The sequence below is a fragment of the Micromonospora sp. NPDC007230 genome, from assembly GCF_042869115.1.
Classification (GTDB): domain Bacteria; phylum Actinomycetota; class Actinomycetes; order Mycobacteriales; family Micromonosporaceae; genus Micromonospora.
Genome location: NZ_JBIAFE010000007.1, coordinates 38,923 through 57,949 on the forward strand (window position 1 = coordinate 38,923; position 19,027 = coordinate 57,949).

The 19,027-nt window shown below is 71.1% G+C and carries 21 protein-coding genes and 1 tRNA gene; 10 read left to right on the forward strand and 12 right to left on the reverse strand.

Annotated features, from left to right (window positions below; genetic code table 11):
- Positions 1-128 precede the first annotated feature (128 nt).
- Together ACFYML_RS12065 and ACFYML_RS12070 are read left to right on the forward strand one after the other, a co-directional pair.
- Positions 129-632: a hypothetical protein gene (locus ACFYML_RS12065; RefSeq protein ID WP_387420608.1), complete on the forward strand. Its 504-nt coding sequence runs from the start codon at positions 129-131 to the stop codon at positions 630-632.
- 1,429 nt (positions 633-2,061) lie between these two features.
- Positions 2,062-2,199, forward strand: a complete 138-nt coding sequence (locus ACFYML_RS12070; protein WP_387420609.1) for a hypothetical protein — start codon at positions 2,062-2,064, stop codon at positions 2,197-2,199.
- Between the two features lie 235 nt (positions 2,200-2,434).
- Here the strand turns inward: ACFYML_RS12070 and ACFYML_RS12075 are convergent, their stop codons facing one another.
- Both ACFYML_RS12075 and ACFYML_RS12080 read right to left on the reverse strand, forming a co-directional pair.
- Complete coding sequence (locus ACFYML_RS12075) at positions 2,435-3,358, reverse strand: phosphotransferase (RefSeq protein WP_387420610.1); 924 nt, start codon at positions 3,356-3,358, stop codon at positions 2,435-2,437.
- Positions 3,359-3,583: 225 nt separating this feature from the next.
- Entirely contained in the window at positions 3,584-4,318 is a 735-nt protein-coding gene (locus ACFYML_RS12080) for a phosphotransferase enzyme family protein (RefSeq protein ID WP_387420611.1), read from the reverse strand.
- 904 nt (positions 4,319-5,222) lie between these two features.
- On the opposite strand from ACFYML_RS12080, the gene ACFYML_RS12085 reads away from it, so the two are divergent.
- Positions 5,223-5,786 (forward strand): dihydrofolate reductase family protein, encoded by a 564-nt coding sequence (locus tag ACFYML_RS12085; RefSeq protein WP_387420612.1) that lies wholly within the window; start codon positions 5,223-5,225, stop codon positions 5,784-5,786.
- Between the two features lie 317 nt (positions 5,787-6,103).
- Here the strand turns inward: ACFYML_RS12085 and ACFYML_RS12090 are convergent, their stop codons facing one another.
- The 3 genes from ACFYML_RS12090 to ACFYML_RS12100 all read right to left on the reverse strand — a co-directional run bounded on the left by ACFYML_RS12090 (position 6,104) and on the right by ACFYML_RS12100 (position 8,323).
- Positions 6,104-7,111, reverse strand: coding sequence for an RNA polymerase subunit sigma-70 (locus tag ACFYML_RS12090; protein WP_387420613.1), 1,008 nt, complete (start codon positions 7,109-7,111; stop codon positions 6,104-6,106).
- 522 nt (positions 7,112-7,633) lie between these two features.
- Positions 7,634-7,705 (reverse strand) — tRNA-Val (locus ACFYML_RS12095).
- A gap of 51 nt (positions 7,706-7,756) precedes the next feature.
- Positions 7,757-8,323, reverse strand: a complete 567-nt coding sequence (locus ACFYML_RS12100) for a TIGR02611 family protein (RefSeq protein WP_387420614.1) — start codon at positions 8,321-8,323, stop codon at positions 7,757-7,759.
- A gap of 273 nt (positions 8,324-8,596) precedes the next feature.
- On the opposite strand from ACFYML_RS12100, the gene ACFYML_RS12105 reads away from it, so the two are divergent.
- A complete protein-coding gene (locus ACFYML_RS12105) occupies positions 8,597-9,028 on the forward strand; it encodes an SsgA family sporulation/cell division regulator (protein WP_007457244.1) in 432 nt (143 codons plus the stop codon).
- 87 nt (positions 9,029-9,115) lie between these two features.
- Here ACFYML_RS12105 and ACFYML_RS12110 read toward each other — a convergent pair whose 3' ends face one another.
- Positions 9,116-9,892, reverse strand: a complete 777-nt coding sequence (locus ACFYML_RS12110) for a RhlG family 3-oxoacyl-ACP reductase (protein WP_387420615.1) — start codon at positions 9,890-9,892, stop codon at positions 9,116-9,118.
- A 202-nt stretch (positions 9,893-10,094) separates the two neighbouring features.
- Here ACFYML_RS12110 and ACFYML_RS12115 point away from each other — a divergent pair, with 202 nt between their 5' ends.
- Together ACFYML_RS12115 and ACFYML_RS12120 are read left to right on the forward strand one after the other, a co-directional pair.
- The gene (locus tag ACFYML_RS12115; RefSeq protein ID WP_387420798.1) at positions 10,095-10,967 is read left to right on the forward strand and encodes a helix-turn-helix transcriptional regulator; all 873 of its coding nucleotides are present in this window, start codon (positions 10,095-10,097) and stop codon (positions 10,965-10,967) included.
- Positions 10,968-10,974: 7 nt separating this feature from the next.
- The gene (locus tag ACFYML_RS12120; RefSeq protein ID WP_387420616.1) at positions 10,975-11,430 is read left to right on the forward strand and encodes an RrF2 family transcriptional regulator; all 456 of its coding nucleotides are present in this window, start codon (positions 10,975-10,977) and stop codon (positions 11,428-11,430) included.
- 43 nt (positions 11,431-11,473) lie between these two features.
- Here ACFYML_RS12120 and ACFYML_RS12125 read toward each other — a convergent pair whose 3' ends face one another.
- Together ACFYML_RS12125 and ACFYML_RS12130 are read right to left on the reverse strand one after the other, a co-directional pair.
- A complete protein-coding gene (locus ACFYML_RS12125; protein ID WP_387420617.1) occupies positions 11,474-12,028 on the reverse strand; it encodes a flavin reductase family protein in 555 nt (184 codons plus the stop codon).
- Between the two features lie 185 nt (positions 12,029-12,213).
- A complete protein-coding gene (locus tag ACFYML_RS12130; RefSeq protein WP_355097166.1) occupies positions 12,214-12,291 on the reverse strand; it encodes a putative leader peptide in 78 nt (25 codons plus the stop codon).
- 242 nt (positions 12,292-12,533) lie between these two features.
- Here ACFYML_RS12130 and ACFYML_RS12135 point away from each other — a divergent pair, with 242 nt between their 5' ends.
- Positions 12,534-12,713, forward strand: a complete 180-nt coding sequence (locus tag ACFYML_RS12135) for a DUF4236 domain-containing protein (RefSeq protein ID WP_073836337.1) — start codon at positions 12,534-12,536, stop codon at positions 12,711-12,713.
- Positions 12,714-12,823: 110 nt separating this feature from the next.
- Complete coding sequence (locus ACFYML_RS12140; RefSeq protein ID WP_387420618.1) at positions 12,824-13,339, forward strand: potassium channel family protein; 516 nt, start codon at positions 12,824-12,826, stop codon at positions 13,337-13,339.
- Here ACFYML_RS12140 and ACFYML_RS12145 read toward each other — a convergent pair.
- Both ACFYML_RS12145 and ACFYML_RS12150 read right to left on the reverse strand, forming a co-directional pair.
- Positions 13,311-14,207 (reverse strand): hypothetical protein, encoded by an 897-nt coding sequence (locus ACFYML_RS12145; RefSeq protein ID WP_387420619.1) that lies wholly within the window; start codon positions 14,205-14,207, stop codon positions 13,311-13,313. The two genes, ACFYML_RS12140 and ACFYML_RS12145, sit on opposite strands and share 29 nt — an antisense overlap.
- 25 nt (positions 14,208-14,232) lie before the next feature.
- On the reverse strand, positions 14,233-14,754 hold the full coding sequence (locus ACFYML_RS12150) for a VOC family protein (protein WP_387420620.1): 522 nt from the start codon (positions 14,752-14,754) through the stop codon (positions 14,233-14,235).
- 50 nt (positions 14,755-14,804) lie between these two features.
- Between ACFYML_RS12150 and ACFYML_RS12155 the strand changes: the two genes are divergently transcribed.
- Positions 14,805-15,266 (forward strand): MarR family winged helix-turn-helix transcriptional regulator, encoded by a 462-nt coding sequence (locus ACFYML_RS12155; protein WP_387276752.1) that lies wholly within the window; start codon positions 14,805-14,807, stop codon positions 15,264-15,266.
- A gap of 57 nt (positions 15,267-15,323) precedes the next feature.
- A complete protein-coding gene (locus ACFYML_RS12160) occupies positions 15,324-16,862 on the forward strand; it encodes a tetratricopeptide repeat protein (RefSeq protein ID WP_387420621.1) in 1,539 nt (512 codons plus the stop codon).
- Between the two features lies 1 nt (position 16,863).
- On the opposite strand, the gene ACFYML_RS12165 is transcribed toward ACFYML_RS12160, so the two are convergent.
- Positions 16,864-18,282, reverse strand: a complete 1,419-nt coding sequence (locus ACFYML_RS12165) for a sensor histidine kinase (RefSeq protein WP_387420799.1) — start codon at positions 18,280-18,282, stop codon at positions 16,864-16,866.
- A 47-nt stretch (positions 18,283-18,329) separates the two neighbouring features.
- Positions 18,330-18,986, reverse strand: a complete 657-nt coding sequence (locus ACFYML_RS12170) for a response regulator transcription factor (protein ID WP_387276748.1) — start codon at positions 18,984-18,986, stop codon at positions 18,330-18,332.
- Positions 18,987-19,027 lie beyond the last annotated feature (41 nt).

The following is a 19,027-nucleotide window of genomic DNA, read 5'->3' on the forward strand; positions in this document are numbered from 1 at the left end:
GGCCTGGTGACGGCCTGGACCTGGTCCTCGTCGACCCCTCTGGGCTCACATCGTTGATGGCTCAGGAAGCGGGCGTACCTCACGGTTATGCGGACCACGCTGGCGGCGGACACGCGATATGGTTGTCTATGCCGTTACCTCGTTTCGCCAACCGAATTTGGTGGCTTGGTCTGATCTCAGCGATCGCGATGACCGGGTGCGATTCCACCCGCGAGATCGCATCCGAGCCCTTGCCGCAGACCTCTGGGCAACGGCAGGCAACTCAGTCGTCTGCACCGCCTACCGGTTCGGTCTGCCCGCCGACCGCGCAGTACACATCCCAGGATCTACAGGGCACCGGTGACGGCGCAACGCTGTGGGCGATGCTGTTTTCAACTGCACTGAGGACCGGCACGGAAATCAAGGTGGTCTGGCGCATGACCGGCAGTGGCGACTTCTCGATCAGCGCCACAGGTCCCGATGGAAAAGCCGTCAAGCCTGTCTGGGGTCCCGAGCCGCATGGCGGCAGCAACTGGAATCGGCCGGGCGACGAGTGGGGCACCGGCTGGGTCTTTCCCACTCCTGGTTGCTGGACGATCAATGCGACGCGAACCAGCGGAACAGGATCCCTGGTGTTGCGGGTCGCTCAATAAGTTCGGTGGCTCTTTCGGACGCATAGGCACACAACCTCTGCCGGAAATCGCGCGGGCTTTATCCCCGAGGGTCAGCCATCCCGATGCTGCTATGGATGTCAGCCCGGCGACTCCTTGACCCCCAGGCAACCAACACGGCTCGCTGACCGGCATCGCCAAATGGATCTAGCTGCGGCAACCATCTACCAGAGTCCGTGGACGTCCACCACCGCTCGTGCCCGTCGTCACCCAGGTAGTCACCCACCTCACGCTGTTACAGGGAGGACCGGCAGGCCATGGCGTCTCAAGTTGACTGCCCTAGGATCAACTCGTGACGCCCGCCCGCCTTCGCAGGATCTCGGCTTTCGTTGGCTGGGCGCTCTTCCTCGCAGCGGGCGTCGTCGGGCCATTGCTGCACAGGGGCTTCGTAGCTTGGCTCCTCACGGGCGCAGCCATGCTCGCTATCCAGTGGTCCCGTGGTTTTGGCCGAGGTGAGTCATCCCTAGGACAGAGGGCGTCAGAGCCAGCGGAGAAGGTCCTCAGATGGTATCCAAAGTGGTGGTAGGTCCCGTCCCTCTTCGAGCGTGACACACACCGTCAGTTCGACGCGTCCGTTGTTGGCCCTTGTTGACCGCCCGATCGGGCACGCGTCGGACACGATCGCTGGCCACAGCCTCACCTGCCAGGAGCGCGCAGTTACAGCCAACGAACGCCGATATCGGTCAGGCTGACGATGATCAGGCTTGTTACCTCGTCGCGCCACATCCACTTGTCAGCCCCGCCAACCTCACATGCGAGCTGGTCGACGGGGATTGCCATGGCCTGCTCGGGGTTCGAGGGCCATGAGGGAAAGCTGTGCACCTCGACCAAGCCACGGCGGGCAGGAGAACAAGCGCGTCGGCGAGAAGCGGTACGGCCTCGACGCGCTGGTCCTGGGCGCCGTTGTCCGTCCAGCCTGCGGCGATCTCCCAGAGCAAGACGTGCCCGTTTGATTCTTCCAGCACGAATCGCTCGGCAGACGTCAGAACCTCAGGGCCAGCCACCAAACCATTCTCGCTGATGCCGCTGCCCAGAAGACTGGCGACGCGACCTGTTCGGCGTGAAAGAATGATCAATCGTTGATGAGCTGGGCGAGTAGCCGAGGTGAGCTGCTGAAACAGTCCGTCATCGTCCGTAGGCGTCCGACGTTGGCCGCCCCCATCGTCACCCAGCCCCCGGTGTCAGACGTTGAAGCGCAACGCTCGTCGACATCGACGGGCTGGTACCTACCGGTCATCCTGAGACAGTGACCGAAACTCAGCCGCGCCCCTCCGCCTCGATCCCTCGTGCCGTCCTGGCGGGCGTGGTCGCAAATCTCCTTGTGCTGATCTGGCTCGTCTCATCCCTCGCCGGCTACAGCTCGATCGGCAGCGGCTAGACGGCCGTCCTCGCGTTCTTTCTGCCCGCAAACGTGACCCATCACGTCCTCGACCGCTTGAAGGATCGGCTACCCGCCCGGGTCAGCCAGGCCAACGACCTGCTTGGCAAGGCCCTGGTCGTCATCGTCGTTGCCCTGGCCGGGCTCTTCCTCGGGACCTTGATCTTTTGACGGCTGAACTGACCGTCCAAGCCCCACCTGTCTGCCGTCGACCCGCCCTCCGGGGAGCGGGGCGCCGCCCGGTCCGCCACGTCGCGGACCCTTGACGCACGACGGACGCTGCCGGAACAGACTGGTTCACTGCCACGGAATAGCCGGCCGCGCCTTCGTCGAAGGGTCCGGTGGCCGCAGCCAGATGCAGCTCAACGCCGCAGTCACTAGGTGAAACAGTCGAAGCGCCGCCGATCTACTCGTGGAATCGGGTCAGACGCTCGCTCAGGACCCGGTCGAGCGCCGCCCGTCCCGCCGGACCCCACGCCGGCTTGCCGCCGGGCAGACCGCGGTCCCCGTTCTGGCCCATCAGCATCAGGAAGAGGCTCTTCAGCGCGGCCAGCCCGCGGGCGCGCCGGACCGTCGCCTCGTCAGCCTCCGCGTACGCGGCGAAGAAGCGTGCGGCCGCGCCCGCCGGCAGCAGCACCCAGGCGGCCGCCAGGTCCGACGCCGGGTCGCCGACGAACAGGTCGCCGAAGTCGACAACGCCCGCCAGCGTCCCGTCCGCGACGACGACGTTCGCGGGATGCAGGTCGCCGTGCACCCACACCGGCGAACCCTCCCATGCGGGGGCCGCGACGGCGTCGTCCCAGACGGCCCGGACGTCGGCGGCGTCGGAGCCGATCGTGCCAGCGTCGACGGAGTCGAAGAACTGGTCGAAGCCGTCCGTGCAGTCCTTGGGATGCGCGCCGCGGCCCGTATCAACCGGTGCGTCGGCGGGCGCTGCCACATGCAGCGCTCGGAGGAACGCCGCCAGGGTGTCGGCCGCGTGCTCGCCGCGGGTGATCGACCCGTGGTCCAGTGGCAGGCCCGGCACCCACGTCATGACCGTCCACATCTTCGGGAAACGCTCGGAGGGCGCACCACTCCGCACCGGGACAGGGATTGGCAGCGGCAGGCGTGGGGCGAGCAGCGGCAGCCACCGACGCTCCTTGAGCTGGTGATCGGGGTCGGTGTCCATGCGCTGGATCCGCACGGCCAGCTCGTCCCCGAGGCGCCACATCTGGTTGCCCCAGCCGCCCTCCACCTCGCGCAGCGGCAACTCGGCCAGGTCCGGATGCTGGTCCCGCAGCAGGTCGCGGATGAGATCCGCGGTGATCTCGGTTTCGCTCCCGGTCATGCGGAGCAACCATACTGGGTTCGACCACGACAACGCTGTCCGACAGTTCCGACGTGCGATCGATGCGCAAGCTCCAGAGCATCACACCATCGCTGCTGCCCCTGTGGCCGCCGCGGCCGAGGTGTGTCTGACAAACTGCACCAGTTCCCGGGTGTAACACCCGGCCAGGGCCGGGGGTTCATGGATGATCTTGGTGCACCATGAGCCCACTGCTGTATCGCCCACTCAGACCGCTCGAACTTCGGCGAGCCGCCTGACTGCGTACTCGTCGTCCCAGCAGACGGCGGCTTCCCATGCGGCCGACGCTTGCCCGGCGATGTCGAGCGCGTCGTCGTCGAGGCCGGCGGCATTGTCGGGCAGCACGAGGTCGAGGTCGGGAACGTCGACGTGCGACTCGTCCCAGTCGATCAGCGCGACCTGACTCGCGGTCATGCGGACGTTGCCAGGGTTGTTGGGGTTGCCGTGGACGACGCATGTCCGACGTCCGGTGAGCCGCGCCCACGCTGCTCGGCATCGAGCAACGCCCTCAGGGGGCATCGCGCCGAGGTCGATCTTCGTCCCGGTCTCGGCGTGCAGGAGGTCGGTCGACGATCGCCAGCCTGGGCGCTGCGGCCAGCCCTGCGTCAGCCGATGCAGCTCGCGGAGCGTGCCGGCCACGCGACGCCAGTCGGCCTGCGTCTCGGGCGGTCCGCCATCCAGGTAGGTCATCACCACCAGACCGTCGGCGAACAGCCGGCCGTCCGTAGTCGGGATCGGGACCGGCACGGTCAGACCTTCACGGTCGAGGTGTTGGAGGAGCTCTGTCTCCCACGCAAGATCAGCGTCGCTCCCGGTGCCGAGACGACCGACCGCGAGGTGCCCGTTGACGCGCACGCTCCACACGTCGTTGGCGACTCCGCCAGCGAGCGGTTCGATGCGAGCGACGTCTTCACCCCATTGCCCGAGTGCCTCCCACCCCACTGGCCAGATCTTACGGGGTTCCGAACATCACTGTTTCCGGCAGATCCGGGAGTTGGGCGGAACTCGTCATAACGTTTCGTAGCGCGCTAATCGCGGCTATGAGAGTGAACCTTCATGGCGCGTTGTGACGCGACCCTGCGACCCAGCCGACTGCGAAGCGGGCGGCACATGAAGCCACGGCGCAGGGCGCTGGCGTAAGTCAGCCTCCAGCTGATTCTGACGCCTTCCGTTGGCCCCACCCGGACGGCTTGAAGTGGCCCCACCCTGATCGAGGTGTGCGGTGGCATGACGGCTCGGTTTGGCCCCACCCGGGCCTGCCGTAGAACTCAATAGGGTGCCTGTGCGTTAGGTATACGCATCGTCGCCGATCAGGCCCCTTCAGTAGTAGGCGCCGAATAACAACGCTTAGCTGCGTCGGCGCTGGGAGAGGTAGGTACTTGCGGATCTTGCCGGGCACGTGCGGCCGCTGGTCGCCGAGCGAGATGCCCAAGCGTCGGGAACTGGTTGGCGATCTCCAGCGTGGCGAGGGGGCCTGGCTGGCGCTATAGCTGTGTGATCAGGCGTTCGGGGACCCAGATCGCTCACACTCCTGTTCGCGCAGCGAGCGCGTCGAGCGCTACCGCAACGCCTCTGTGAAAAGTAGACAGCCTCTGTTGCAGGTGGCCGTGGAAGGCCTTCCCGTCGGGGCAAAACGGCAGCAGCGGTCGGGGAGCGCTGGCCATGGGTGCGCCGCCGCCCGTACAAGGGTGAAGTTGAGATCCGGTGGGTAGTGCTCGAGCCCAGCTGAGTGCGCCGTGCCGAGTCCGATGGCGAGGACTACCTGCGGACGCAGATCGCGCACCGATTAGGTTTCCGCGCCGTGCCCGTCTGCACGTGTGAGATCGACCTACGGGAGGCTGGCACGATGCGGAAACTGATCTTCGGTATGAACTTGAGCCTGGACGGCTACATCGCCGCGCCCGGCGACGACCTCGGCTGGAGCGTACCGAGCGACGAGCTGTTCCAGTGGTGGTCCGACCGGGTGGGGGCGACCAGCCTGGCGCTGTACGGGCGCAGACTGTGGGAGACGATGAGCTCCCACTGGCCGACCGCCGACCAGCAGCCCGGCGCCACACCGGCGCAGATCGAGTTCGCCCGTCGCTGGCGGGACATGCCGAAGGTGTTGTTCTCCTCGACGATCAGCACGGTGGACTGGAACACCCGCTTGGTCACCGGGGACGCGGTCACCGAGATCACCCGGCTCAAGGCCGAGGACGGCGGCCCCATGGACATCGGCGGCGCCACACTTGCCGCAGCGGCCATGCGGGCCGGCCTGATCGACGAGTACGTGCTGGTTACCACACCGACCTTGCTGGGCGGCGGCACGCCGTTCTTCACGGCCCTGGACAGCTGGGTGAACCTGAACCTGGTGGAGACGCGGACGTTTCCCGGCGGCGTGGTACTGACCCGATACGAGACGAGGCGATGAGCACCGGCCAGTTCCTGGGCTCGTGAGGCCAGGACGAAATCCTTCCTGGCATGCTCACCGTGCCCCTCGACCTTGAGGGAACTTTCCCCGGCCCTTCCTTGCGTTCCGATGAGCTGTTGACCGACTTGCTGGAAATGAGGGCGACGGCGTCGTTGATCGTGACGATGTTCTTCGGGCATGAAGATGCCCCGCCGGCAACGCCGGCGGGGCGGTGGTGTTCGCGTTGTCGCGTGGTGTTCAGGCAGTTGGGGTGCTCATTCCGCGGTGACTTCGGTGACAGCGTGCGCTGGACTTGTCGACGATGGGGACAGGTGTGATCACAGTGTCGGTGGCAGGTCCAGCCAGGGTTTGTCGGCGGCGTCGAATCCGGTGAGCTCGGCGATCTTCCCGTCGACGATGTGCAGGACCGCGATGGCGAAGAGCCGGTACTCGGGGTCGCCGGGGTTGCGCAGGTACAGCACGGCGGCAGGCATGCGGTTGACCGTCGTGGTGATACCGCGCCAGTCGTCGTGGCCGCGCTGGAAGAGCCCACCGGAGAGCCAGCCGTTGACCGCGTCCTTGGCCGTCGTGGTCACGGTGCCCGGATCGGGCAGCATCGCGAAGCGTAGGTCGTCGCGCAGCAGGGACATCAGCCTGTCGAGGTCGTTGCGCTCATGGGCCTCGATGTACGACTTCACCACGCCGCGCTCGTCATTCGACAGCTCGTGGGTGGCGGGGCTCCGCCAGTTGAGGCGGCGGTCGGGCAGCTGCTCGCGCATCGTCACACGGGCCCGCTGCAATGCGCTGGTCACTGATGCGACGGTCAGCTCGAGGGCTTCGGCGGCTGTCGACGCCGGCCAGCCGAGGACGTCGCGCAGGATGAACACCGCCCGCTGCCGCGGCGGCAGGTGCTGGACGGCGACAATGAACGCCAGCTCGATCGTCTCCCGCGCCACCACCGATTCCTGTGGGTCCTCGGGGAGCATCCGGTCGGGGTACGGCTGCAGGTACAGCACCTCGGAGTCGGGGTCCGGCAGCTCGGACGGTACGGGTGTGCGGTCGTCGCGCTTCCTCAGGAAGTCGAGGCAGGCGTTCGTCGCGATCCGGTACAGCCAGGTCCGCAGGGCCGCGTGGCCCTTGAACGACTCCCGCTTGTTCCACGCTCGCAGGAACGTCTCCTGCGTCATGTCCTGGGCGTCCTCGTAGTTCGCGAGCATCCGGTAGCAGTGCACCTGCAGCTCACGCCGGTGGCGCTCGGTCAGGAGCGCGAACCGGGCGGTATCGTCCGCGCGGACCGCCGCGATGAATGTGGCCTCGGCGGCGCCAAGCCGTCTGGCGTCGGTCATGTCGTTAATCCTTCCACCGCTGCGAGAGTGCTAACTGAACTGACGACGTGGCGGAGGATTTCTGATCGGCGAAGCCACGGACACCGGGCCGTTCGCCAGGCCGGATGGGTGGGGTCGATCCATGGGAGGTGCTTCGGGGTCGGGAACGCCTTCGAGGTCGAGGTGGGGCCAGCACGGCTAAGCGTTGTTTTCCGGCGCCTGCTACTCAAGGCCATCAGGGTCCGGAACTGGTTGAATCCTTCCGCACTCAGCCGGCTCGCTGCGACCTGATCATGACCAGGGCTGCTCTCTCCGCCAGCGCCAGTATTCGTCGAAGATCTTCGCCACGCCTCCGTGCCCGGCGCGTCGCTGTAGGAACTCGTCCAGCAGCTCTGGGCCGTGGAGGAGTGCCGCGTTTCCCGAGGTCAGGATCGGGAGCCGGTTGCCGCTGCTCTCAATCTGCTCCCAATTTAAGGGGCAACAACGCGAAAGCCCGTTACCGGTGGTTCCGGTGACGGGCTCGCTACCTGCGGATATTTACGGTGGGCGATACTGGGATCGAACCAGTGACCTCTTCGGTGTGAACGAAGCGCTCTCCCGCTGAGCTAATCGCCCTCAGCGCCGATGACTCTACCTGATCGACACTGCGGACCAAAAACCCGGGGGTCAGTGCGTCGCGAGGTAGTGCAGGGCCCGGGCGACCAGGTCGATGCCGAGGCTGTACTTGAGCGACAGCCACACCACCACGCTCACGAACACCAGCCCGACCGCACCGAGCACGAACCGCACCGGCAGCGACTGACTGGTCGCCCAACGGGTCCAGGCCTGCACGTTGCGCCGGGTGAAGGTGAGCAGCCGGCGGGCCCAGATGAACTCGACGGCCCAGACGCCCAGCCCGGCGATCACCAGCAGCCAGCCGGGGCCGGGCAACGGGATGAGGGCGATACCGACAGTGACGATGATCGCGCCGGCGATGGCGATGAAGATCTTGAGGGCGACCCGGCCGGTGGGGTTGGCCCGGATCAGGTCGAGGGTGGTCTGCGCCCGGGTCCGCCAGCCGCCGCGGCGCCGCTCGGCGACGGCGCTGCCGGCACCGCCCTGGGGGGTGCCGTCGGCACCCCGCGGACCGCTCTCCACCGGCACCTCGTACACCCGCCTTTCGGCTGCTCGGGCCGCTCCTTTCGGCGGGTCGGCCGTGGCCCTCGGCTCCACCGAGGAACCCTTCGTGACCATTTCCACCCCCAGTGTCGCGCGCGACCGTCACCCCTGCTGAGGACTGGACGTTACCGGAGTAAGTCGACGACTGAACCACCCGTTGCCGGGCGGGACGACGGACTGGGCAGAAGAGGGAATCCTACAAGAATTTTCACATTCTCGGAGGCGTTCCGACCCCCTTCCCACCACTGGGTGAAGTCAGCGTATGGCGGAGCGTAGCCAGGAGTAGCGGCTGAGTATGGGAAAAGCGGGACACGCGCGTTCCGCAGCGGTGCCGGGGGGAGAACGTCCATGAGTGTCATCCGACCGACGACCGTAGAGGTCGAGACGTCGCTAAGGCTCGTCGCGCCTGACGCCACCGCCTTGCCGGTGCGTGCCAGCTTGCGTTACGACCCTGCTGACCCGTATGCGGTCCATGTCCTGTTCCACGCCGAATCCGCCGGTGGCGAGGCGGTGAGCTGGTCGTTCGCTCGCGAACTGCTGGTCACCGGGCTCGACGAGCCGGCCGGCATCGGCGACGTTCGGGTCTGGCCGTGGGCCACGCCGCGCGGCGACTTCGTCGCGCTCGCGCTGTCGTCCCCGGACGGCAACGCCCTGTTCGAGGTCCCACGCAGCGTCCTCGTGCGCTTCCTGCGCCGGACCTACGTCGTCGTCCCGCGCGGCCGGGAGGCCGAGCACCTGGACGTCGACACGGCGGTCAACCGGCTGCTCGCCGGCCGCTGATGACGCACACCGGGGCCGTGCGGATCTGCCGAGTCCGCGCGGCCCCGGTCCGTCACCAATTCGGGTACGCCGTCCCTGCTGCCCGATTCAGCCGTGGGTGGTGATTCCGCCGTCGACCGGGATCACCGCGCCGGTCAGGTACGCGCCGGCCCGGGACGACAGGTAGATCGCGGTGCCCGCCATGTCCTCGGGGCGGCCGATCCGGCCCAGCGGCACCTGCTGCTCGATCGCGGCCCGGGATGCCGGATCGTCCAGGGCGAAGGCCATCATCTTGCTCTCGAACGGCCCGGGGGCGATCGCGTTGACGGTGATCTGCTCGCCGGCGAGCTGGTGGGCGAGGCTGCGGGTGAGCATGTGCACGGCCGCCTTGGTCGCCGAGTAGGCGTACACCTCCATCCAGGGCACGCGGAGGCCGTCGATCGACCCGATGTTGATCACGCGGGCCGGATCGTCGGCGCTGGCTCCCGCGCGCAGCGCCGGCAGCAGCGCGGTGGTGAGCCGGAACACGGCCTTGACGTTGACCGCCCAGAGCTTGTCGAAGGCGCTCTCCGGGTATGCCTCCAGCGGCGCGCCCCAGGTCGCGCCGGCGTTGTTGACCAGCACGTCGAGCCGGTCGGTGCGCTCCTGCACGGCGGCGGCCAGCCCCAGCGCGCCCTCGTCGTGGCTCAGGTCGGCGGGGATCGCCTCGCAGCGACCGATGTCGGACAGCTCCTTGGCCACTGTCTCGCAGACGTCAGCCTTGCGCGAGGAGATGATGACCTTGGCGCCGGCCTCGACGAAGCCCCGGGCGATCATCAGCCCGATCCCTCGTGAACCGCCGGTGACCAGGACCGTCTTGCCTTCGACCGAGAACAGATCCGTCATGCCCATCCCATCGCGAGTCGGCGGGGCCGCGGGTCGGTCGGACGACCCATGCGCTACCGATCGGTAACCTAACCGGCTCGCCTTCCCGGCGACAAGACCCGCCCGGTCGGGTGAAACTGCCAAGGTGCAAGGTGCGCCGGGCAGGGTTAACGTCGAGACGATGGTCACTAACGGTCAGCTTTCCCCGGCAACCCGCACCGACCTGTCCGCCCCCGGATACGACAACGACGACATCACCACCGGCGCCCTCGCTGACCTCGCGCCCGGACCCGGCTGGCCCCGCCCCGTCCTGCTCGACGCGGACCTGCTGATCCTGGTCACCAGCGGTCACGGCACCGCCGAACTGGACTTCCGGGCCCGGCCCTGCCGGCCCGGCACCCTGCTGTACGTCCGCCCCGGCCAGGTGCTGCGCTGCCTCGGCCCGCACCTCGACGCCACCGTGGTCTGCTGGGGGGCCGGGACGCTGCGCGGCCTCGACGTCGACCCGGACGCGGTGCCGGCCTACCGGCAGCTCGCCGGGGAGGACGAGGACGCCGTGATCAGCGAGGTGACCCAGCTGGCGGTCGACGCCGAACGGCACGTCGGGGTGCCCGCCGCCGCCGTGCTGCTCCGCCACCAGCTCGCCGTGCTGCTGCTGCGGCTGAGCCTGCTTCCCGGCGGAGCGGAGCGGCAGACGACCCGCGCGGAGACGGCGACCTTCCACCGGCTCTGCCGGGAGGTGGAGCGCGGCTACCGGCACACCCGCCGGGTGGAGGACTACGCGGCGCAGCTCGGCTGCTCCGTGCGTACCCTCACCCGGGCCTGCCTGGCGGTGACCGGCCGAAGCGCCAAACAGGTGATCGACGAGCGGGTGGCATTGCAGGCCAGCCGCCTGCTCGCCGCCACCGACGAACCGATCGCCCGGATCGGCCGGCGCCTCGGCTTCCCCGAGCCGACCAACTTCGGCCGCTTCTTCACCCGCGAGATCGGGGTGAGCCCCGGCGCGTTCCGGGCCGCCCGGGAACGACCACTGCCCGTCCGCGTGGTGCGCCCCCGCCCGCCCGTCGACTCCCCCGCCCAGCCGCGCCGGGCATGATGGCAGGGTGCAGATCTCCGCGCGCGGCGACTACGCGGTCCGGGCCGCACTGAGTCTGGCCACCGCGTACCCCGCCCTGCTGTCCACCCAGGCCATCGCGGCCGAGCAGGACATGCCCCGCAAGTTCCTCGAGGCCGTCCTGGCCGACCTGCGCCGGGCCGGGATCGTCCGCGCCCAGCGCGGCGCCGAGGGCGGCTACACCCTGGCCCGGCCGCCGCGCGACGTCACCATCGGGCAGGTGCTGCGCGCCGTCGACGGCCCCCTCGCCGGGGTACGCGGGCTGCGCCCCGAGGAGACCCGATACGAGGGCGCGGCGGAGAACCTGCCCCGGCTCTGGGTGGCCGTCCGCGCCGCCGTGCGGCAGGTCGTCGACGAGGTGAGCCTGGCCGAGATGGCCAGCGGCAAGCTGCCTGGGCACGTCCGCAAGCTGATCGCCCGCCCCGACGCCTGGGAACCTCGCTGACCGGCGACCCGGTCGAGCGCCGGCGGCTCGGCGGCGGGTGGGGTCACCACGGGGCCTGCTGCGGCCCGAAGGTGGTGTAGCCGCCGCGGTGGCGCAGCAGCGGGTCGCCGTCCGGCCCTGTGGCGAGGGCCAGCGGCGTGCCGAGCACGATGGTGTGGTCGCCGGCCTTGATCCGGCGGGTCACCCGGCAGAGCAGCACGGCGAGGGCGTCGCCGATCAGCGGCACCCCGAACGGGCCGGTGTCCCAGCCGGGGTGGGCGGCGAACCGGTCGATGCCGCTGGTCGCGAAGATCCGGGCCACCTCCTGCTGTTCGGCGGAGAGCAGGTGCACGGCCACGTGCTCGGCGTGAGCCACGGTGGGCCAGCTGGACGACTCCCGCCCGAGGCAGAACGACACCAGCGGCGGTTCGAGGGACACCGAGGCGAACGAGGTGGCGGTGAAGCCGGCGGGCGGCAGCGCCGGCAGGTGCCGGCCGCCGGACAGGCCGGGCGCGGTGACCACGGTGACGGTGGACGCCTGGCGGCGCAGCAGGGCACGGAACGAGTGCTCGTCGACGGGGCGCAGCTCGGCGGCGCCGGGACGGTCCACGGTGGTCATGCGGTCACCAGCTCTCGGGGGCTGTACGCGCTGGCCGGGCGGGGCACCCGGTAGTGCTCGCGCCGGGTGCGACCGGCGGGTCGGAACCGGCCGCGCCGGGCGGGCCGGGCCACGGTGCGCCGGCGCGGGAGCGGACGGGCGGGGGAGATACGGACGGGTAGCCGAGCCGGTGCAGCCGGGTCAGCTCAACAGAGCGCGCTCGCGTGCCGGACCAGGTCGACGTGCACGCGAGCGGTGAGCAGAAGCTCGTTCCGCTGCGACATGATCTCATGTTGCCGGCGTTCTCCGGGCCGGTCAACGGCCTACCACAAAGTGAGACCTGCATCCATTACATCGCCACCTGCCGCTCCTACCAGCATTTAGCATCCCCGAAGCGCCTACCTGCTGGATAGAGATTCCGCTGGGTGGAGCGGCCCGTCCAGTGCGGATCCGACCCGGTTTCGCAAGCCACCGTTTCGGGCATGTTCGAGGCCGCAGAGGCAGGCAGACGGGAAGGAGTCAGGCGATGGGCATCATGTTCCGCAAACGGAAGAAGTTCGGCCCGCTGATCCTCAACTTCACCGAGAAGGGCTTCTCCTCGTGGAGCATCAAGGTCGGCCGATGGTCCTGGAATTCGCGTACCCGGGCGCACCGGGTGGACCTGCCGGGGCCGCTGTCGTGGAAGCAGGACAAGTCGCGGGCGTGACGCCCTGAGGTCGGTCGGGGTGCCGGTGAACCGCCGGCGCCCCGCCCGGCGTCCGGGCGACTTTTCTTTTCCGGGCGAACCGGCCGCCCGACCCGGCGGAGAATCGCGGCGTGGCGAACGGGGTGTACCGGCGGGAACGACTGCGCGCGCTGCTCGCCTGCCTGCTGCTGGTGGCCGCGTACTTCCTCGTGCCGCTGGCCCCCGACCCGAACCCGGCCCGGCTGACGCTGCGCGCGGTGGGCACCCTGCTCGTGGTGGGCGTCGTCGCCGCCCTGGTCACCCGCCAGGTACGCCGTCAGCTCACCGCCCCGGCCGGCAGCACGCCGGCCCGCTCGCTGGCCAACCTGGTCGTGGGCCTGGTCGCCGGCCTGCTCGTCTTCGCCCTCGCCGACTTCATCATCGCGGACAACGCGCCCCACCAGTTCTCCGGTCTGTCGACCCGGGTGGACGCGCTCTACTTCGCGCTCACCACGCTGACCACCATCGGCTACGGGGACGTGCACGCGCAGGGACAGGTCGCCCGGGTGGTGGTCTGCGTCCAGATGCTGTTCAGCATCGGGGTGATCGCCACCGGGGCGTCCATCGTGGTCCGGCAGGTCACCCAGCTGCGGCAGCCGAAGCGGTGATCAGCACGTCGCCGCCGAGCCGGCCGTGCTCGGGCTGCCGGGTCACCGCCCCGGAGGCGAGCAGCGAGGCCAAGGCCCGGTTCGCGTCAGCGGCCCGGTAGACCGTCGAGGTGGCCGCGAAGCGGCGCAGTTCGGTCACCGTACGCGGGCCGGAGCGGGTGAGCTCGGCGAGCAGCTCGCGGCGCAGCGGGCCCGGATCGGGTTCGAGGGTGATGTCGAGCAGTCGCCCCGCCGGATCGGCCGGGTCGCGGTAGCGCACTCCGGCGTACTCGTCGACCGCCCAGAGCGCGTCCTTGAGCGCCTCCAGGCTCCGGTCCGAACCGGTGGCGTAGCCGAGCAGCCGGGCCGGCGCACCGTCGGCGGGCACCAGTTCCACCTCGGTGACCAGCGGGAACCCAGCCGCGGTCAGCGCCGGCCGCAGGGGCCGCCCGGGGGCGGTGACCAGCAGCAGCTCGGCCGGGCGGCCGGAGGCTGCGGCGGCCAGCACGGCCGGGTCGGGGTCGCCGCCGTCGACCACGGTCAGCAGCGGAGCGCCGGCCGCGCCGGCGGCCTTGAGCGCCACCGGCAGCCGGTCCGGATGGCCCGGCACCACGTGCACGGCCACGTCCGCCGGCAGGGCCGCCGCCACGGTGCCGAGCCGGGCCGGCAGCTCCGCGCCGCCGTCGGCGAGCACCAGCACGGTCAGCCGCCGGCCGCGCAGCCGGTCGGCGAACTCGGCGACCACCCGCAGCGCCTCCTCGGCGTCGCCGGTGTCGCGGCCGGCGGAGGCGAGGGCGAGGGTGGCCCGCCGGGAGCGGTGCAGCGCTGCCGGCAGCCAGTGGTCGAGCTGCCGGACGAGCAGTTCGCGCAGGACGGCGTCGGTCGACATCCTGCCGTTCTACCGCATGGCCGACTCAGGCCGGGACGGAGATACCCACCCCGCCGCGGGTCTGGCCGCCGTAGCGCTGCCGCTCCCGGTCGAGGTCGAGCCGGCCGATCCGCTTGCGGGCGGCCAGGGCAGCCTCGTCCAGCAGGTCGGCGGGAACGATCCAGACGATCTCGAACTCCAGCCCGTCCGGGTCCCGGCCGTAGAGGCTCTTGGTGGTGCCGTGGTCGGAGGCGCCGACCAGGGCGTCGGCGGCGGCCAGCCGCTCGGCGGTGGCGGCCAGCTCGTCGAGGGTGTCGAGCTCCCAGGCCAGGTGGTAGAGGCCGACGGTGGCCCGACCGGCCGGGGAGGGGCCGGCGGCCGCGCCGATCTCGAACAGGCCGAGGTCGTGGTCGTTGGTGGAGTCGGGCGCCTGCAGGAAGGCGGCGCCGCGGAACCCGTCCGGGGTCATCGGGACCGGACGGAAGCCCAGCACGTCGCGGTAGAAGGCGACGCTGCGCCCGAGGTCGCGGACGTAGAGGACGGCGTGGTTGAGGCGGTGGATTCCCATGACCTCGACGGTAGCGCGGTTTTGTTGAGCGCTCAACAACTAGCGGTATGATGGCCGTCATGACCCGGTGGCTGGACCCCGACGAGCAACGGACCTGGCGCGCCTTCCTCACCGCCTCCCGGGCGCTGATGGACACCCTCGACCGCGAACTGCAACGCGACGCCGGCATGCCGCACGCCTACTACGAGATCCTCGTCCGGCTCTCCGAGGCCCCCGACCGGCGGTTGCGGATGAGCGAGCTGGCCGACGCCACCGGCTCCTCCCGCAGCCGGCTCTCGCACGCCGCCGCCCGGCTGGAGGCGGCCGGCTGGATCCGCCGCGAGGACTGCCCCACCGACCGGCGCGGGCAGATCGCCGTCCTCACCGACGACGGCTTCGCCACCCTCGCCGCCGCCGCACCCGGCCACGTCGAAGGCGTACGCCGGCACCTGTTCGACGCGCTGAGCCCCGCCCAGGTCGACCAACTGCGACGGATCAGCGAAACCCTGGCCGACCACCTGACCGGATCCTGACCAAACTGATCCACTCCGGGACTTGTACTTACCGTCGCCGGATGAGCACGATGGGGCGTGACCTCCGGCTTCGCTGACCTGACTGTCCAGGCGCACCACCTGGTGTCCGAAGGCGACCTCGCCGGTGCCCAGCGGCTGCTCGCCGACGCGCTGATCGACGCCGATCCGCGTCCCGCCAACGCCTCCCCGGAGCTGGCCGAGGCCGCCGGCCTCCAGGCCCGGGTCCTGATCGCGCTCGGCGAGCCACACTCCGCACGCGGCTGGGCCGCCTTCGCGTACGCCGCGGCCGCCCGGCTGTACGGGCGCTCCGACGAACGCACCGTCACCGCCGCCGCCACCCTGGCCGCCGTGCTGCACCGGGTCGGCAGCGAGGCCCGCGCCGCCCGGCTCTACTCCAACGTCATCATCGAACTGACCGCCCGCGACGGACCGGAGTCGCAGCGGGTGCTCGCCGCCCACGCCGACCTGGCCACCGTCGAGTACGCCCGCGGCCAGTGCGAGATCGCCCGCGACCGGCTGCAGACCGCCTGGGAGCTGCACCGCGAGGTATACGGCGACGACCACCCCAGCGGCATCAAGATGCTGGCCAAGCTCGGCGCGATGGAGCGCGGCTGCGGCCGGTACGCCGAGTCCCACGAGCACCTGACCCTCGCCGAGGAGCTGTGCCGGCAGCACCTGCCCACCGACGACCCGCTCACCGCCCAGGTGGCTGGGCTGGCCCGAGCCGCCGCCGACCCGGACCACGTCTGCGCCGAACCGGAGCCACCCGCCCGGCCGGCGCCGGTCGTACCGGCCGCCCGGGTCCCCCCGCCCGCCGAGGGGCCGCCCGAGCCGACCCTCCCCGAGCCGCCGCTCTACCACCCACCGGACCGCGCCGACGGCGGGCGCCCCGGCGTACCCGCCCCCCGGACGCCACCCGAGGCCGCCGACGAGCCGTTCGACGACCACCCGTGGCCGCCGGACGAACCGGCCGAGGAACCCTGGCGCCCCGGGGAGAGCGCGCTGCCCCCGACCGTGGTCGGGCTGACCGACGACGAACCCGAGGGCGTACGTCGGGTGGCGCAGCCCGCCGAACCCGAGGCGCCGGCGCGTCACCTGCCGGTGCACGTGCCCCGGCCGCCCGCGCCCGAGGGCCGGACCGGACCACGGCTGCCGCTGGTGGTGGCCGGGGTGATCGTGGTGCTGCTGATCGGCGCGATCGCGGTGGTCGCCGGCGTGTCCCGGCTGGACCGGTCCCGGGAGACGCCCGGCCCCTCCCCCACCACCGGCGACACCGCGACCGGCACCCCCTCCGGTACGCCGAACGCCGCGCCCGCCGCCTCCCCCGGCACCCCGCCCCAGCAGGTTCGGCTGACCGACCGGCGGGACAGCATCCTGCTGAGCTGGACCTACCCGGCCGGCGCCGAAGGGCCGGTGGTGGTCGCCGGGGGCCGCGCCGGTCAGCCGCAGCACACCTTCCTCGAACTGCCCGCCGGGACCGACAGCTACATCGCCTACGGGCTCAACCGCAGCACCGACTACTGCTTCACCGTGGCGCTGGTGTGGTCCACCGACACGGTGGCCCGGGCCCCCTCGGTCTGCACCCGCCGCGGTTGAGTCAGTCCGCCTCCGGGTCGACCAGCGCCGGCAGCCGCACGGTCACCCGCAGCCCCGGCCCGGACTCGGTCGCCGGGTCCGTCGGCGCGGCATCGGCGAGGTCGACGCCGCCGCCCGCCCGGCGGACCAGTTCGCGGACGATGGCCAGACCCAGGCCGGCGCCGCCGGCGTCGCGTGCCCGCGCGTCGTCCAGCCGGGTGAACCGCGCGAAGACCCGCTCCCGGTCGGCCGCCGGGATGCCCGGCCCGTCGTCGGTGACCGTCACCAGGTGGTACGCCTGCCCCGGGCCCGCCCCGCGCTGCCCGGGCACCGGCGGGTCGGGGTACGGGCCGGTGACCTCGAGCCGCACCTCGCCGCGAGCGTGCCGCAGCGCGTTGTCCACCAGGTTGGCCAGCACCCGGCGCAGCTCGGCCGGGTCACCCTCGGTCCACAGCGGCCCGGACGGCGGCGCGAGGCGGACCGGCGGGGACGGGTAGCGGTCGGCGACCGCGCGGAGCAGCTCGCCCAGCTCCACCGGGCCCACGATCCGCGCCGGGAACCCGTCCGGCCGGGTGGCCTGCTCGTCGACCCGGGCCAGCAGCAGCAGGTCGTCGACGAGCCGGCTCAGCCGGTCGGTGTCGGCGAGCAGGTTCTCCGTCACCGCCGGCCAGTCCGTCCCGTCGCCCAGCCGGCGGGCCACCTCCAGCTCGGTACGCATGTTGGTCAGCGGGCTGCGCAGCTCGTGCGCGGCGTCGGCGACGAACGCCCGCTGCCGGGCCCGGGCCGCCTCCAGCCGGTCGAGCATGTCGTTGAGAGTGATCGCCAACCGCTGGATCTCGTCCGCCGCGGCCGGTACGGGCAGCCGCCCCGGCCCGGCCCGGCCAGTGATCTCGGCGGCGCCGCGGCGCAACGACTCCACCGGGCGCAGCGTCGCGCCGATCACCCGCCAGGCGACCACGGCGAGCCCGGCGACGAGCAGCGGGAAGCCCACCAGCAGCAGGGTCCGGACCATGTGCAGGCTGTGCCGGACGTCGCTCATCGACTTGGCGACCAGCACGGTGAGCGGCTCGGCCGGGGTGCCCGCCGGCACGGTCACCACCCGTACCGGACCGGTGAGCCCGACCCGCCGGCCGTCGACGACGAGACGCTGGCGCTGCCCGGCGCGGAGCTGGTCGGAGCGGAGCATCGGCACCAGCCGGTCGGCGTCGATGGACGCGGCCCGGATCCGGCCCTGCCCGTCCACCACCTGCACCCGGAGCTGCCCGCCGGCGACCGGCAGCGGGTCGGGCAGGGCGTCGGAGGCGCCGAGCAGTGCCACGGCGTCCGCGGTCCGGAACGCCTCGGCGTCGACCGTGCGCTGCAGCGTCCAGCCGAGCGCGCCCAGCAGCAGCACCCCGCCGAGCGCGAGCCCCACGCTCAGCCCGGCCACCCCGATCATCAGCAGCCGGGCCCGCAGGCCGAGGCTGGGCAGCAAGCGGCGCGGGCCGGTCATGTGGCAAGCCGGTAGCCGGCGCCCCGGACGGTCTCCAGACGTTCCCGGCCGATCTTGCGGCGCAGGTAGCCGACGTAGACCTCGACGGCGTTGGGGGCGGTGTCGAGGCTGGCGTCCCAGACGTGGTCCAGCAGCTCGGTCTTGGACACCACCTGGCCGGCCCGGCGCATCAGGTAGTCGAGCAGGGCGTACTCGCGGGTGGTCAGGGCCACCTCGGCGTCGGCCCGGGTCACCCGCCGACGGGCCGGATCCAGCCGCAGGTCACCGACGGTGAGCACGGTCGGGCGTTCCGGCGCGCCCCGGCGCAGCAGCGCCCGCAGCCGGGCCAGCAGCACCACGTACGAGAAGGGCTTGGTGAGGTAGTCGTCCGCCCCGCAGTCCAGCCCGTCGGCCTGGTCGTACTCGCCGTCCTTGGCCGAGAGCATGAGCACCGGCAGCCAGTGCTCCTCGGCTCGCAGCCGGCGCACCACCTCGTACCCGGACAGGCCGGGCAGCATCACGTCGAGGATCATCGCGTCGTAGCCGCCGTGCCGGGCGGCGTCCAGCCCGGCCGGGCCGGTCGACTCGACGTCCACCGCGAACCCCTCCGCCGCCAGGCCGCGCCGCAGCGCGGACGCGAGCCGCGTCTCGTCCTCCACCACCAGCAACCGCACCCGTCCAGGGTGCCACCCGGGTGACACCCCTAGGGAATCTC